The organism is Pseudomonas sp. PvP027, assembly GCF_017833005.1.
In the GTDB taxonomy this organism is placed as follows: domain Bacteria; phylum Pseudomonadota; class Gammaproteobacteria; order Pseudomonadales; family Pseudomonadaceae; genus Aquipseudomonas; species Aquipseudomonas congelans.
Genome location: NZ_JAFIBK010000001.1, coordinates 4,560,105 through 4,574,446, shown reverse-complemented (window position 1 = coordinate 4,574,446; position 14,342 = coordinate 4,560,105). Strand labels below are relative to the sequence as shown.

The window sequence follows — 14,342 nt, the reverse complement described above, 5'->3', positions numbered from 1 at the left end:
AACGCCCTCTTCGCGAACAAGTTCGCTCCTACACAAGCGTCCGATTTCTTAGGATCCAGGCTACGGATTACTTGCCGATCACTTCACCGCGCATCGGTGCCAGTCGGGCTGGATCACTCCCGTTGCCACGCTATATAAACGAGTCAACTCGCACTCAGTGTGAAACCCGGTTTCTGTAGGAGCGGACTTGTCCGCGAAAGGGCCTGTACATTCACAACATTTCTGCTGCCCCAACGCCCTCTTCGCGAACAAGTTCGCTCCTACACAAGCGTCCGATTTCTTAGGATCCAGGCTACGGATTACTTGCCGATTACTTCACCGCGCATCGGCGCCAGACGGGCTGGATCACTCTCGTTGCCACGCTATATAAACGAGTCAACTTGCACTCGGTGTGAAACCCGGTTTCTGTGGGAGCGGACTTGTCCGCGAAAGGGCCTGTACATTCACAACATTTCTGCTGCCCCAACGCCCTCTTCGCGAACAAGTTCGCTCCTACACAAACGTCCGATTTCTTAGGATCCAGGCTACAGATTACTTGCCGATCACTTCACCGCGCATCGGTGCCAGACGAGCGATGAGGCGGTTTTGTACGGGGACCGGCACCTTTTCGGTGTCCATCGAGGCGATGAGGTTTTCGACCAGCGCATTGAAGTCGCTGGGCGTCAGGTTCTGGCCCTTGTGCGCCTCGGCCATGCTGTCGCCGCTATAGCGGCACGGGCCGCCGGACTCGACGCAGAGTTGCTCGACCAGTTTGTCGCGCAGACGCACGATGTCGACTTTCTTGAAGTGCTCGACGATACGTTGATCCTTGGCCACGTTTATCAGCATGCCTTCGACGATGCGCTGGATACCGGCACGCCGGCCCAGGTCCTGATAGAGGCTGTCATCCACAGGTGGCTGTTGCTGTTGCGCACACCCGGCCAGTAGCGTCAGCATCATGGCTATCAGCAAGCGCCTCATCAGAAACTCCCCTGCACAGACAGATAGGTGCCGTTCTGGTTGTCCAGCGTGGCGATTTCGCCCAGGCGGGCGTAGGCCAGGACCACAGACAGGTGCTTGTTGGGGAAATAGCCGAGAAACACATCGGCCCAGTCGCTCTCGCCTGCAAATGACAGGTTGTCCGGCTTCTCGCGATATTCGACGCCCAGCGCCCAGCGCGGATTGAACAGCACGGCTACCGAACCCTCCTTGAGCAGGCTGCGGCTGTCGCGCCGATCGCCGCCAAACCCCAACAGCCCGGTTTCGTTGGCGCGGCTGTAACGCACGCCGCCGTTGACCACGACGTTGTAGCCAAACGCCGCGCCCATGAACAACCGGCTGGCCGTCAGGTAGCCTTCGACATCCGAGTCACGCCGGGCGCCGACCAGGCTGGGAATCAGGAAATCGTTCTGATGCTTGTACTGCACACCCAGAGAAACCTGCGGCAGGCTTTCGTAGATAAGGTCCCCGAACAGCCGCACCTTGACGCCGAACACGTCCTGACTGAGGTTATCGTCCGGCAGGCTGAGTCTGTGCTGCAGGTTGCTGATATCGAAACGCTGATGCGCATAGGACAACTCCAAGCGGTTGCCATAGGCGACCGCCAGGCCCGCCACATCGAGTTTGTAGTCCGGCAGATTCACGTGAGTGGCGAAGGCGGTAGCGCCCCACTCGCCCTGCTCGCTGTACCCGGTGATCACCGCCCACGGGGTTATACCGCCGCCGGCGCTGCCTTCAATGCTGGTCGCGCCGCCCGTGGCGATCAACCGGCCGTTGTCGCCCATGGCGGGCGTCGGATCGACGCCCGCCATGCCCACCAGCAAAGATCCCAACAGCAGCGATGTTTTATGCAACATGGGTTAATTCACCATAAGACCGGGTGAGGCCTGGTACGTGGCAATCCATGCCTCGAACGCCGACGCCGTCAGCGGTCGACTGATCAGGTAACCCTGGGCCGTATCGCAGTGCCAACGCCGGAGCAGGTCCAGGCTGTGTTGATACTCGACACCCTCTGCCACCACCTTCAGTCCGAGGTTGTGGCTCATTTCAATGGTCGACCGCACGATCACCGCGTCTTCGCTGGTTTCATCCAGATTGCGCACGAAAGACTGATCAATTTTCAGCTCCTGCACGGGCAGACGCTTCAAGTGAGCCAATGACGAGTAACCGGTGCCGAAATCGTCGATCGACAGGCTGATGCCGCAATCGCGCAGGCGATGCAAAACGATCAGTGCCTTTTCCGGTTCGCTCATGACCGCGCTTTCAGTGATCTCGAATACCAGTTGTTCGGCCGGCACAGCGTATTGCTTGAGCAGTTTCACGACATAGCCGACCAGGTCATCACCCAGCAAGTCATCAGCGGAAATGTTTACCGATACCTGCAAGACCAGACCACGCTGACGCCATTTGGCCAGTTGGCGCATCGCCTCTTCGATGACCCAGTTGGTCAGCAGGTAAATGCTCCCGGTGCGCTCGGCGAGGACGATGAATTCGGCGGGCGAGACATTGCCGAACTGCGGGTGAGCCCAGCGCAACAGCGCTTCGGCCTGACGCACATAGCCCTGACGGATATCCAGCTTGGGCTGGTAATGCAGCATTAATTCGCCATTCTGCGCGGCTTTGCGCATGTCACGAATGAGCGTGATCTGTCGCTGGTGGGCCAGGTCACGACCGTCCTGATAGATCTGCAGGCGACCGGGAAGGAACGTGGCATCCTTGCGGGCAATGGCCGCGCGGTTGAGCAATTCCTGGGCAGAATCACCGTGCTCCGGATACACCGTGATACCGATGCAGCACTCAAGCTCCAGCTCATGATTGTCGATGCGCTGCGGCTCACTGAGCAGACGCTGCACAGCGTCAGCCATACCCACCGCGCCAGCGCTGGACGTGTTGTCCAGCAACAGCAGAAATTCGTTGGCCCCCAGACGCGCCACGGTATCGCCGGCGCGCAGATTGCCTTGCAGGCGCTGGCCCACCTGTCGCAACACCTGGTCCACGCCTTCGGCGCTCACGCTTTCGCTGATCGTGACGAGGTTTTCGACACTCAGAGATAACAGGGCAACCGCACGATCTGCGGCAATCGAACTGCCCAGACGCTCCATCACCAGCGCCCGGTTTGGCAGCCCGGTCAGGTTGTCGTGCAGGGCGTTGTGGGCCAATTGCCCCTCGCGCACCGCAATGCCTTGCTGCATGGTGTTGATCGCGTCGGCGAGCATGCCCAGCTCATCACTGCGAACCAGGGTGACCGGGGTTTTATAATCGCCATCACCAATACGTTTGGCCGCCGTAGCCAAGGCCTGAACCGGCAGCGAGACGCTTCGCGCCAGCGCCAGGGTGCCGATCAGCGAAGCCACCAGAGCGGCCATGGAAATCCAGAAGATCTTTTGATTCAGTGGCGCGAATGCCTGATAGGCCTTGTCCAGAGGGCTCTGCAACAGCGCGATGACCTGCCCGTCGCCGCCATTGCTGGTGTTGGCGAGCATCAGGGTCTGGCTGAGAAAGTTGAGGTTCGATTGTTCGGTGAGCAGCATCTGGCCTTCCGAGGAGCTGCGCATCAGCTCGATCAGGCCAGCGTGCAGGGCCTCTGGCTGGGTACTGATCAGATCACCGGTCTTACCGTCCTCTACGGTGAGAAAGGACACTTCCAGACCGCTGAGCGAGCGCAGCTCTTCGGCAATATCGCTGTCGATGGTAAAGCCCATGACCACGCGACCGATCGGCAGTGGTGCGAGCACAGTGCTCTCCACCAGCAAATGAGGGTCTCCGCCGCCGGGGACAATGAGCACTGACTGACCGGCACGTTTAGCATTGCGCAGGGCCTGGTCGTACACGAATCGGGAACCCTCGGGGACTTTCGGCACGGTGCTGGCAATCACTGTGCCATCCATGCCCAGCAGGAACATGTCGCTGGCATTGATGCGTTTGCCATGGTTGAGCAACACCGAGCGAATGGTCGAGGAATCGGCACTGGCCACGGCATCACGAAAGCCGAAATCGGCTGCCACCAATTGCACGGTGTCACGCAGACGCTTGCCGCGCAGATCGATCAGCCGTTCGAACACACGACTGCCCACCTCCAGTTGCGCCTGGGCCTGGGTACGCACCGCCTCGTCTGTTGCAACCTTGACGGCGAGATAGACTGAACTCACGACAATCAGCAACAGGACAATCAGAACCCCGGCGATGCGCGCCTGAAAGCTGGCTTTAAATTTCATTCATGCGTGGCCTTGTGGAAGGCGTCACCGAAGCCGCCGGGGGCGGGCTTGCCGGGCTTGTCCTCGGCCTGCATTTCGACCGCGAGGTTGAAACGCTGGGTGAGCCCGGCGGCAGGCACCTCGAACTCGCCGCCCGATACGGGCTGCATATCCGCGATCTGCGGATGCCAGAGGGTGGCATTGTAGTGCCCGGCGGGGACCTGATCGAGCTTGAGCTGGCCGTTGCTGTCCGTCACGCCGAACCATGAATCGTCAGTGACGTAGATGTAACCGACCATCCAGTCATGGATGTTGCAGCCCAGCACCACCACGCCGGGCTTGTCGAACAACAGCGGATCCGAGGGCGTGCCTTCGTAAAGTCGCAATTCAAAGCGCTTGGCCGGAGAAAAAGAGTAGACCTGGTGGCGGATGTTGTCGCTGTTGGGAAACTTGACCTGAGTGCCCGTGTGGATGGCCAGTACATGTGGCGCAAACTCCTGATCGCGCTGGTCCATCGACGCTTTCAACACGACGGGTGAAGGATCGGGCGGCCCTTTAAGGGTTACCACCGCATCTGCAAGAGGCTTGCCTTCCTTGTCCATCACCTGCGCGGTAAAGCCGGAAGCCGATGCGCTAGCAGCCGAGGCTATCCACAGTCCCGCCATTAATGCAGAAATAAATACGTTGGTCATGCCTGATTCAACCCATACCGGCAGCGCCGTAAATGAAGTAAGCCCGCTCTTGTCGGCCCTGACAGGCCCATCACTAATAAATAGCGGTTTTCCAACCGCTTTACAGACTATCGACCGAGACTATTGAAACCTGAGAGCCGCCGCCCCATCTAACAACCATGTTCAACTTCTCAGGTGCCCCATGAGCGACCAGCAGACAGACTCGCCAGACTTGCCCAATGACGCAGACGAGCACGACGTGTCTCTGAGTTCCAATAGCACCTCGCTGGCCTTGCCCGGCCAGAACCTGCCCGACAAGGTTTACATCATTCCGATCCACAACCGTCCTTTCTTTCCTGCGCAGGTCCTGCCTGTCATCGTCAATGAGGAGCCGTGGGCCGAAACGCTGGAGCTGGTCAGCAAGTCCGAGCATCATTCGCTGGCGCTGTTTTTCATGGACACTCCACAGGAAGATCCACGCCACTTCAAGACCGACGCGCTCCCCGAGTATGGCACTCTGGTCAAGGTTCACCACGCCAGTCGCGAAAATGGTCGTTTACAGTTCGTCGCGCAGGGCCTGAGTCGTGTGCGCATCCGTACCTGGCTCAAGCATCACCGCCCGCCGTATCTGGTAGAAGTCGAATACCCGCAGCAGCCCAATGAGCCGACCGATGAAGTGAAGGCCTACGGCATGGCCCTGATCAACGCGATCAAGGAACTGCTGCCGCTCAACCCGCTGTACAGCGAAGAGCTGAAGAATTATCTCAACCGTTTCAGCCCCAATGATCCCTCGCCGCTCACCGACTTTGCCGCTGCCCTGACCTCGGCGACCGGTGTCGAATTGCAGGAAGTACTCGACTGTGTGCCGATGCTCAGGCGCATGGAGAAAGTCCTGCCGATGCTACGCAAGGAAGTCGAGGTTGCACGCCTGCAGAAGGAAATCTCTGCCGAGGTGAATCGCAAGATCGGCGAGCATCAGCGCCAGTTCTTCCTCAAGGAACAGCTCAAGGTCATTCAGCAGGAGCTGGGCCTGAGCAAGGACGATCGCAGCGCTGACATCGAACAGTTCGAGCAGCGCCTGGAAGGCAAGACCCTGCCGCCACAGGCGCGCAAGAAGTTCGACGAAGAAATCGGCAAGCTCAAGGTGCTGGAAACCGGCTCGCCCGAATACGCCGTGACACGCAATTACCTGGACTGGACCAGCTCGCTGCCATGGGGCATCTATGGCGCCGACAAGCTGGACCTCAAGCACGCGCGCAAGGTACTCGATCAGCACCATGCCGGGCTCGACGACATCAAGGCGCGGATTCTGGAATTCCTTGCGGTGGGTGCCTACAAAGGTGAAATCAGCGGTTCGATCGTGCTGCTGGTCGGCCCTCCAGGCGTGGGCAAGACCAGTGTCGGGCGCTCGATTGCCGAGTCGCTGGGGCGGCCATTCTATCGCCTGAGCGTGGGCGGCATGCGCGACGAGGCCGAAATCAAGGGCCACCGCCGTACCTACATCGGTGCGCAACCGGGCAAGCTGGTACAGGCGTTGAAAGACGTTGAAGTCATGAACCCGGTCATCATGCTCGATGAAATCGACAAGATGGGCCAGAGCTATCAGGGCGACCCGGCATCTGCACTGCTGGAAACCCTGGACCCGGAACAGAACGTCGAATTCCTCGACCATTATCTGGACCTGCGTCTGGACCTGTCGAAAGTGCTGTTCGTCTGCACCGCCAATACCCTGGACTCGATACCCGGTCCGCTGCTCGACCGGATGGAAGTGATTCGCCTGTCCGGCTATATCACTGAAGAAAAACTGGCGATTGCCAAACGCCACTTGTGGCCCAAGCAACTGGCGAAAGCCGGCGTTGCGAAAAACAAACTGAGCATCAGCGACAGCGCTCTGCGCGCCGTCATCGAAGGCTACGCTCGCGAAGCCGGTGTGCGGCACTTGGAGAAGCAACTTGGCAAGCTGGTGCGCAAGGCGGTGGTCAAACTGCTGGACGAGCCCGATTCGGTGATCAAGATCGGGCCGAAAGACCTCGAAGCGTCGTTGGGCATGCCGGTGTTCCGCAGCGAGCAGGTGCTGTCCGGCACCGGCGTGATCACCGGTCTTGCCTGGACCAGCATGGGCGGCGCTACCCTGCCGATCGAGGCGACGCGCATTCATACGCTCAACCGCGGCTTCAAGCTGACCGGGCAATTGGGCGATGTGATGAAGGAGTCGGCCGAAATTGCCTACAGCTACGTCAGCGCCAATCTGTCGAAGTTTGGTGGCGACGCGAAGTTCTTCGATGAGGCGTTCGTGCACGTACACGTCCCCGAAGGTGCCACCCCGAAAGACGGCCCGAGTGCGGGCGTGACCATGGCCAGCGCCCTGCTGTCCCTGGCCCGCAACCAGCCGCCGAAAAAAGGTGTCGCCATGACCGGCGAACTGACCCTGACCGGGCACGTACTGCCCATCGGCGGCGTACGCGAAAAAGTCATCGCCGCACGCCGCCAGAAGATCCACGAACTGATCCTGCCCGAGCCTAACCGTGGCAACTTCGAAGAACTGCCGGACTATCTCAAGGAAGGCATTACGGTGCACTTCGCCAAACGCTTTGCGGATGTGGTGAAGGTGTTGTTCTAGAGCTTGATAATAGGCAGGCCCCACGCTGAATTGGCACGAGAGGTGTTCTATCGGGCGCCTCTCGTTCCGCACGCTCCAGCGTGGGAATGCAGTTCTGGACGCCCTGCGTCCGATCCAGAGCGCGACACCTGTCGTACTCCCCCACAAAACTCCGATCAGTTATCCTTGCGCCTCGTCTCGCAATACCGGAACTTGCCATGACCCCTGCCCGTTTAATTGCCCCGCTGAGCCTTGCGCTGCTGACGGCGTGCGCCCAGACGCCGAAAAACATTGTGTCCATCGACACGCAAAGCGACTGCCCGCTGACACTCACGCCCGGACAGACGCTGATTCTGACGCTGCCCAGCAACCCGACCACCGGCTTTCGCTGGCTGACCCAGAACCCGGCCCAGAATATCCTGCGCAGCCTGGGCCCTGAGGTGTATGCCAACGCCGAGAGCCAGGAGATGGTCGGCAATGGCGGGCAATCGGTCTGGCGCTTCAAGGCCACCGATGCCGGGACCGGACGGCTGATGATGGTCTATCAGCAACCCTGGGCACCCGAAGTCGCCCCGGAGCAGACCTTCGAGTGCGCCATCAGCGTGAAGTGAGGCGTTGCACGCGGCTTGTCCGACATGACGTACTGCACCATGCATCCCGGCAGCAACTTGGCTAGAATGCCCGCTTTTCAAAGCCTTCGCCGGAACCGCCGTGAGCAAAGAAACCGACCGCATTTTCGCCCAGCCGCTGCCCCAGGTGCCTGACTTCGCCTTCAACGAAGACGTGGTGCGGGTATTCCCGGACATGATCAAACGCTCGGTGCCCGGTTATCCGACGATTGTCGAAAACCTGGGTGTGCTGGCTGCGCAATTTGCGCAGCCAAACACTGTGCTCTATGACCTGGGCAGTTCTCTGGGCGCTGTCACTCAGGCCCTGCGTCGCCATGTGCGTGGCGAGGGGTGTGAGGTCATCGCGATAGACAACTCCAGTGCCATGGTCGAACGTTGCCGTGAATACCTCAACGCTCAGGACTCCATGTTTCAGGAGTTGTTGCCGGTGCAAGTACTCGAAGGCGATATCCTCGCACTGGAATTCAAACCCGCCTCGGTAGTGGCGCTGAACTTCACCCTGCAATTCATCGCCCCCGAACAGCGTCTGGCATTGCTCGGTCGCATTCGTGACGCACTGGTGCCCGGCGGCGCGCTGATCCTCTCGGAAAAACTGCGCTTCGATGACCAGCAGGAACAGGCTCTGCTGACAGACCTGCACATCGCCTTCAAACGCGCCAACGGCTACAGCGACCTGGAAATCGCCCAGAAGCGCAGCGCCATCGAAAACGTCATGAAACCCGACAGCCTCGAAGAACACCGCCAACGCCTGCTTGCTGCAGGTTTTTCCAAGGTAGTGCCCTGGTTTCAATGCCTTAACTTCACCTCGTTGATTGCCCTGCCATGATTGATCTCGCTCCCCTCGTCCGTCGTCTGGCGGGAACCCCTCTGGCCGAATGGGCCAATGGCCTGCAGGCCCAGCTCGACACCAAGATGGCCAAGGGTCACGGTGACCTGCAGCGCTGGCAAAGTGCGCTGGATGCCTTGCCCGACCTGCAGCCCGAGCGAATCGATCTGATCGACAGCTTCACCCTGGAAGCCGAGTGCAACGGCGAGACCCGCACCGTCCTGCGCAAGGCCTTACTGGGCCTGTCACCGTGGCGCAAGGGGCCGTTCAATGTGTTCGGCGTGCACATCGACACCGAATGGCGCTCGGACTGGAAGTGGTCGCGGGTTTCGCCACACCTGGACCTGAAGGGCAAACGCGTTCTGGATGTCGGCTGCGGTAACGGTTATTACCAATGGCGCATGCTTGGCGCCGGGGCCGACAGCGTGATCGGGGTCGACCCCAACTGGCTGTTCTTCTGTCAGTTTCAGGCCATGCAGCGCTATCTGCCTGATCTGCCCGCCTGGCACTTGCCGTTCGCGCTGGAAGACTTGCCCGCCAATCTTGAAGGCTTCGACACGGTGTTCTCGATGGGCGTGCTGTACCACCGCAAATCCCCCATCGACCACCTGCTGGCCCTGAAAGACTGCCTGGTAAAAGGCGGCGAGCTGGTGATGGAAACCCTGGTAGTGCCGGGCGATGTCCATCAGGTGCTGGTTCCGGAGGATCGTTATGCGCAGATGCGCAACGTCTGGTTCCTGCCTTCAGTGCCTGCTCTGGAGCTATGGATGCGCCGTGCCGGTTTCACCGATGTGCGTTGCGTCGACGTCAGCCACACGACGGTCGACGAGCAACGCAGCACCGAGTGGATGCGCTTCCAGTCCCTGAGCGACTATCTGGACCCCAGCGATCACAGCAAGACTGTCGAAGGACTGCCAGCGCCCATGCGTGCGGTGATCGTGGGGCGCAAGCCCTGAGGGATGAGTTATCTGGCTGCCGCCACGATCAACGCCTTCATCTCGGCCACTGCCGCCTTGAAGCCGACGAACAGAGCATGAGCCACCAGCGCGTGGCCGATGTTCAGTTCGTTGATGCCCTTGATCGCTGCGACCGCTTCAACGTTGTGATAATGCAGGCCGTGACCGGCATTGACGATCAGCCCTTGAGCGAGACCAAACGCTACGCCGTCGGCAACCCGCTGCAGCTCTTCAGCGACTTCAGTCGGGGTGTGAGCGTCGGCATAGCGCCCGGTATGAAGTTCGATGGCCGGCGCACCGACGCGCTTTGAAGCGGCGATCTGACGCTCGTCGGCATCGATGAACAGCGAGACCTCGCAGCCAATCTTCGCCAGTCGCTCGACCGCCGCCTTGATCCGCGCTTCCTGCCCGGCCACATCCAGACCGCCTTCGGTGGTCAGTTCCTGCCGTGTTTCAGGCACCAGACAGATATGCGCAGGACGAATGCGTTCGGCAAAGGCGAGCATTTCTTCGGTCACGCCCATCTCGAAATTCATGCGCGTCTGCAAGACGTCCTTGAGCAGCAGGACGTCGCGCTCCTGAATGTGGCGGCGGTCTTCACGCAGGTGAACGGTGATGCCGTCGGCGCCTGCCTCTTCGGCATCCAGGGCAGCCTTGACCGGGTCCGGGTAGCGCGTGCCACGGGCCTGGCGCAAGGTGGCTACGTGGTCGATGTTCACGCCGAGAAGGATACGAGTGCTTTGGGTCACGAGGGTCTCCAGAAAAATGGGCGAGCTGATCGAAGCAGGCTGTAGAGCATAAAGCCTGATCAAGGCTTGCGAAACAGTTCACGACTGACTAACGGGCGACCGCCCAGGTGAACCGCCAGCGCCTGACGCATCAGACGCTTGGCAGCGGACAGCGCGCCGGGCACGCTCCAGTCTGCTTCGGACATGGCCAGCAATTCCGCGCCCTGAAACAGACCGGGCTGAAGCAGGTACACACGCTCGAGCCCGGCATCGACCTGCAGGCGATACATGCCATCAATGGCCAGCGGTTCGCCGTTGATGTCGGCGTCCATCGCGAAGCCATAGCCCAGGTCATCCAGCAACCGCCATTCGAACGAACGCAGCAACGGCTCCAGCGGACGCCCCAGAGAAAGGGCCAGCAACGTGGCAGCGTAATGTTCGAACACGGCAGGATGAGGGTCTTCGGCAGGCAACAGGCGAATCAGCAGTTCGTTGAGGTACATGCCGCTGAACAGCGCCTCGCCGGTCATCCAGGTAGCGACGCCTGCGCTTTCCATGCGACCGACGTTCTTCAGCTCGCCCCGCCCTCGAAACTCGACCTCGAGGGGCACGAACGGGCGTGCCAGCGAACCCGCCTTGCCCTTGGCACTGCGCAGCACGGCACGCAGACGGCCCTGAGGCGTGAGGAAGTCGACCAGCGCGCTGTTTTCGCGATACGCACGACTGTGGAGCACATAAGCAGGTTGGCCGGTAGGCGTGCTCATCAGGCTGGCTCGAAAGGGAAGTGTTCGCCCGACCATGGGAAGGTCAGGCGAAAGGACAGCTTAGAGGTCGCCGTAGCCAAGGGAACGCAGTGCGCGCTCGTCATCGGACCAGCCACCTTTGACCTTGACCCACAGGTTGAGCATCACCTTGGAATCGAAGAGCAATTCCATATCACGACGCGCATCGCTGCCGATGCGCTTGATGCGATCGCCCTTGTCGCCAATGATGATCTTCTTCTGCCCGTCGCGCTCGACGAGAATCAGCGCGTGGATATGCAGGGTGCGGCCCTGCTGTTTGAATTCTTCGATCTCGACGGTGATCTGGTACGGAAGCTCGGCACCCAACTGGCGCATGATCTTCTCGCGCACCAGTTCGGCAGCCAGAAAGCGGCTGCTGCGATCGGTGATCTGGTCTTCCGGGAAGAAATGGTCATTCTCGGGCAGGTGCGAGGCAATCAGGCTTTCCAGCGCTTCGAGGTTGTGACCATGCTGCGCGGAGATCGGCACGATGGACGCATTCGGCAGCTGGCCCTGCAGCCACTCCAGATGCGGCATCAGGTCGCTCTTGTCCTCGATGCGATCGGTCTTGTTGATCGCCAGGATGACCGGACCCTGGACATACTGAACGCGCTCCAGAACCATCTGGTCTTCGTCTGTCCAGCGGGTGCGATCGACGACGAAAATGACAACGTCGACGTCCTTCAGCGCCGCCGAAGCAGTCTTGTTCATGTAACGGTTGAGCGCTTTCTCGCCATTCTTGTGCATGCCGGGGGTATCGACATAGATGGCCTGCACGGCGCCCTCGGTCTTGATGCCCAGCATGTTGTGGCGCGTGGTCTGCGGCTTGCGCGAAGTGATCGCGAGCTTCTGACCGAGAATGTGGTTGAGCAGCGTGGACTTGCCTACGTTGGGACGGCCGACAATGGCAACATAGCCACAGCGTGTTGCGGTTGTATCATTCATGACCGTTCTCCACGCCCAGGGCGATGAGTGCTGCTGCGGCGGCTACCTGTTCGGCAATCCGGCGGCTGACACCCTGTCCTCGGCTTTTTTCATTCAATAGGTTGATCTCGCATTCGACGAAAAACGTCCGGCAATGCGGTTCGCCCTGGATATCCACCACCTCGTAACGCGGCAGTTCGCAGGCCCGCGACTGGAGGAATTCCTGCAGTCGGGTCTTGGGGTCCTTGTTGGTGTCCACCAGCGTCAGGCTGTCAAACTCGGTTGTCAGCCAGGCCAGGACACGCTCGCGCGCCGCCTCCATGCCTGCATCCAGGTAGATCGCCCCGATCAGTGCCTCAAGCGCGTCGGCGAGAATCGACTCACGCCGGAAACCACCGCTTTTCAACTCGCCCGAGCCAAGGCGCAGGTACTCGCCCAGATCGAAACCACGGGCCAGCAACGCCAGGGTTTCGCCCTTCACCAGCCGCGCCCGCAAGCGGGACAACTGGCCTTCACGAGCCTGGGGGAAACGCTCGAACAGCGCCTCGCCGGCCACGAAGTTGAGAATGGCATCACCGAGAAACTCCAGACGCTCATTGTTGCGACCGGCAAAACTGCGATGGGTCAGGGCCAGGACCATCAGCTCCTGATCCTTGAAGGTGTAGCCGAGCTGACGCTCAAGGCGGCTCAAGGATACGCTCACGGTTTACCCACGCTGAATTGCTTGTCGAACTTCAACACCAGATCGATGTTCTGGAACCACGGTTCACGCTGCTCATAGTTCAAATGAGCCTGGAACGCATTGTTCTCCACCGTCACTTTCAACGCCTTGTTCAAATCTATATCCCGAATGCTGTTGACCTGCATGTTCTTACCGACATAACCGTAAAAATCGTCGACCGTGGTGATGTCCAGGGTCTTGTTGGTGTCGACCGCTTCGATGATTTTCTTCATCGTCATGTAGTCGAGGTAGTGCGGGACCAGCTTGAAGGCCGTGCTCGTCGCAAACGCGACCAGCGCCAGCACCAACAGCCAGCCCACGAGAGAAAAGCCTTTTTGAGAAGTAGAGAACGTCATGTTCGACTTCGACCTCAAGAGTACAACGCCTCCTGACCGGGTCGACTCATGCTTCAGAGGCGTTTCCAGTCAGCCCGAATGACATACGGCGCTGCTCAGGCAGCGCCGCATCGATTACTTGATCAGCCCTACGCGCGCAAAATTGGGGAAGTGGCTCAGTTTCGGCTCGGGCCAGCTCATCCACACCGCGAACGCCTTGCCTACGATGTTCTTGTCCGGGACCATGCCCAGTTCGTCCTTGGGAATGTTGGGATCATCCCAGTAACGGCTGTCGTTGGAGTTGTCACGGTTGTCGCCCATCATGAAGTAGTGCGCGGCAGGCACTGTCCACTCACTGTCAGGCGGCGCGCGGTAACGGCTCATTTCCTGACGGATCTGATGTTCGACTTCGCCCAGTTGCTCTTCATAGAGCTCCGCGCTGCCCAGTGTACCGGGCTCGGTGCCGATCAGCTTCTTGGCCACCAGCTCACCATTGACGAACAAGCGCTTGTCGCTGGTGTAGCGAATACGATCACCCGGCAGACCGACGACACGCTTGATGTAATTGACGCTCGGGTCGCTCGGATAGCGGAACACCATCACATCGCCACGCTGCGGATCACCGATCTGAATCACTTTCTGGTCCAGTACCGGCAGGCGAATGCCATACGCGAACTTGTTGACCAGAATGAAATCCCCCACATCCAGTGTCGGCTTCATGGAGCCCGAAGGAATCTGGAACGGCTCGACCAGAAACGAACGAAGCACCAGCACGATAAACAACACCGGGAAGAACGATTTGCCGTACTCGACCAGCAAAGGCTCCTTGTTCAAGCGCTCCACGACAGCAATGTCAGGTTCGCCCACGCTGCCCTGATAGTTGGAAATGGCAGCCCGGCGACGAGGCGCCAGGATGACCAGATCAATCAGTGCAAGCACGCCACAGACGAAGACAGCGATGACCAACAACAGCGGGAAATTTAGTGACATAGGACCTGA

General features: G+C 59.8%; 14 protein-coding genes. 4 read left to right on the top strand and 10 right to left on the bottom strand.

The features are described 5' to 3' along the window. Nucleotides 1–531: 531 nt before the first annotated feature. The 4 genes from JOE33_RS19845 to JOE33_RS19830 are packed head-to-tail and all read right to left on the bottom strand — an operon-like array spanning nt 532 to nt 4,864. Nucleotides 532–960, bottom strand: coding sequence for a group 1 truncated hemoglobin (locus JOE33_RS19845; protein ID WP_032614858.1), 429 nt, complete (start codon nt 958–960; stop codon nt 532–534). Then, nucleotides 960–1,835 carry a DUF3034 family protein gene (locus JOE33_RS19840; RefSeq protein WP_187625197.1) on the bottom strand — a complete coding sequence of 292 codons (876 nt, stop codon included), beginning with the start codon at nt 1,833–1,835 and terminating at the stop codon, nt 960–962. Before JOE33_RS19840 ends, JOE33_RS19845 begins: the two co-directional genes overlap by 1 nt. A gap of 3 nt (nt 1,836–1,838) precedes the next feature. Continuing rightward, nucleotides 1,839–4,193 (bottom strand): EAL domain-containing protein, encoded by a 2,355-nt coding sequence (locus JOE33_RS19835; protein ID WP_209924122.1) that lies wholly within the window; start codon nt 4,191–4,193, stop codon nt 1,839–1,841. Beyond that, nucleotides 4,190–4,864 carry a methylamine utilization protein gene (locus JOE33_RS19830; protein WP_122694856.1) on the bottom strand — a complete coding sequence of 225 codons (675 nt, stop codon included), beginning with the start codon at nt 4,862–4,864 and terminating at the stop codon, nt 4,190–4,192. The genes JOE33_RS19835 and JOE33_RS19830 overlap by 4 nt, the downstream gene beginning before the upstream one ends. Before the next feature lie 181 nt (nt 4,865–5,045). Here JOE33_RS19830 and lon point away from each other — a divergent pair, with 181 nt between their 5' ends. The 4 genes from lon (at nt 5,046) to cmoB (ending at nt 9,853) form a co-directional block, all read left to right on the top strand. Beyond that, the gene (gene lon, locus JOE33_RS19825; RefSeq protein WP_032614850.1) at nt 5,046–7,463 is read left to right on the top strand and encodes an endopeptidase La; all 2,418 of its coding nucleotides are present in this window, start codon (nt 5,046–5,048) and stop codon (nt 7,461–7,463) included. 197 nt (nt 7,464–7,660) lie between these two features. After that, nucleotides 7,661–8,053, top strand: coding sequence for a protease inhibitor I42 family protein (locus JOE33_RS19820; protein ID WP_187625195.1), 393 nt, complete (start codon nt 7,661–7,663; stop codon nt 8,051–8,053). Between the two features lie 100 nt (nt 8,054–8,153). Next, a complete protein-coding gene (gene cmoA / locus JOE33_RS19815) occupies nt 8,154–8,897 on the top strand; it encodes a carboxy-S-adenosyl-L-methionine synthase CmoA (protein WP_010431594.1) in 744 nt (247 codons plus the stop codon). Further along, nucleotides 8,894–9,853: a tRNA 5-methoxyuridine(34)/uridine 5-oxyacetic acid(34) synthase CmoB gene (gene cmoB, locus JOE33_RS19810; protein ID WP_010431591.1), complete on the top strand. Its 960-nt coding sequence runs from the start codon at nt 8,894–8,896 to the stop codon at nt 9,851–9,853. Before cmoA ends, cmoB begins: the two co-directional genes overlap by 4 nt. 8 nt (nt 9,854–9,861) lie before the next feature. Here the strand turns inward: cmoB and pdxJ are convergent, their stop codons facing one another. The 6 genes from pdxJ to lepB form a co-directional block, all read right to left on the bottom strand. Next, nucleotides 9,862–10,602 (bottom strand): pyridoxine 5'-phosphate synthase, encoded by a 741-nt coding sequence (gene pdxJ / locus JOE33_RS19805; RefSeq protein ID WP_010431588.1) that lies wholly within the window; start codon nt 10,600–10,602, stop codon nt 9,862–9,864. A 59-nt stretch (nt 10,603–10,661) separates the two neighbouring features. Beyond that, the gene (recO, locus tag JOE33_RS19800) at nt 10,662–11,345 is read right to left on the bottom strand and encodes a DNA repair protein RecO (protein WP_003413003.1); all 684 of its coding nucleotides are present in this window, start codon (nt 11,343–11,345) and stop codon (nt 10,662–10,664) included. A gap of 60 nt (nt 11,346–11,405) precedes the next feature. Continuing rightward, nucleotides 11,406–12,308, bottom strand: coding sequence for a GTPase Era (gene era / locus JOE33_RS19795; RefSeq protein ID WP_003363707.1), 903 nt, complete (start codon nt 12,306–12,308; stop codon nt 11,406–11,408). After that, nucleotides 12,301–12,990 (bottom strand): ribonuclease III, encoded by a 690-nt coding sequence (rnc, locus tag JOE33_RS19790; protein WP_002554906.1) that lies wholly within the window; start codon nt 12,988–12,990, stop codon nt 12,301–12,303. Before rnc ends, era begins: the two co-directional genes overlap by 8 nt. Beyond that, a complete protein-coding gene (locus JOE33_RS19785) occupies nt 12,987–13,364 on the bottom strand; it encodes a DUF4845 domain-containing protein (protein WP_010431582.1) in 378 nt (125 codons plus the stop codon). The genes rnc and JOE33_RS19785 overlap by 4 nt, the downstream gene beginning before the upstream one ends. Nucleotides 13,365–13,478: 114 nt before the next feature. After that, entirely contained in the window at nt 13,479–14,333 is an 855-nt protein-coding gene (lepB, locus tag JOE33_RS19780; protein ID WP_096129798.1) for a signal peptidase I, read from the bottom strand. Nucleotides 14,334–14,342 lie beyond the last annotated feature (9 nt).

What these genes read in the sequence shown, in the direction of transcription:
- JOE33_RS19845 (WP_032614858.1), bottom strand. Translation starts at nt 960, where the DNA reads ATGAGGCGCTTGCTGATAGCCATGATGCTGACGCTACTGGCCGGGTGT.
- JOE33_RS19840 (WP_187625197.1), bottom strand. Translation starts at nt 1,835, where the DNA reads ATGTTGCATAAAACATCGCTGCTGTTGGGATCTTTGCTGGTGGGCATG.
- JOE33_RS19835 (WP_209924122.1), bottom strand. Translation starts at nt 4,193, where the DNA reads ATGAAATTTAAAGCCAGCTTTCAGGCGCGCATCGCCGGGGTTCTGATT.
- JOE33_RS19830 (WP_122694856.1), bottom strand. Translation starts at nt 4,864, where the DNA reads ATGACCAACGTATTTATTTCTGCATTAATGGCGGGACTGTGGATAGCC.
- lon (WP_032614850.1), top strand. Translation starts at nt 5,046, where the DNA reads ATGAGCGACCAGCAGACAGACTCGCCAGACTTGCCCAATGACGCAGAC.
- JOE33_RS19820 (WP_187625195.1), top strand. Translation starts at nt 7,661, where the DNA reads ATGACCCCTGCCCGTTTAATTGCCCCGCTGAGCCTTGCGCTGCTGACG.
- cmoB (WP_010431591.1), top strand. Translation starts at nt 8,894, where the DNA reads ATGATTGATCTCGCTCCCCTCGTCCGTCGTCTGGCGGGAACCCCTCTG.
- recO (WP_003413003.1), bottom strand. Translation starts at nt 11,345, where the DNA reads ATGAGCACGCCTACCGGCCAACCTGCTTATGTGCTCCACAGTCGTGCG.
- era (WP_003363707.1), bottom strand. Translation starts at nt 12,308, where the DNA reads ATGAATGATACAACCGCAACACGCTGTGGCTATGTTGCCATTGTCGGC.
- JOE33_RS19785 (WP_010431582.1), bottom strand. Translation starts at nt 13,364, where the DNA reads ATGACGTTCTCTACTTCTCAAAAAGGCTTTTCTCTCGTGGGCTGGCTG.
- lepB (WP_096129798.1), bottom strand. Translation starts at nt 14,333, where the DNA reads ATGTCACTAAATTTCCCGCTGTTGTTGGTCATCGCTGTCTTCGTCTGT.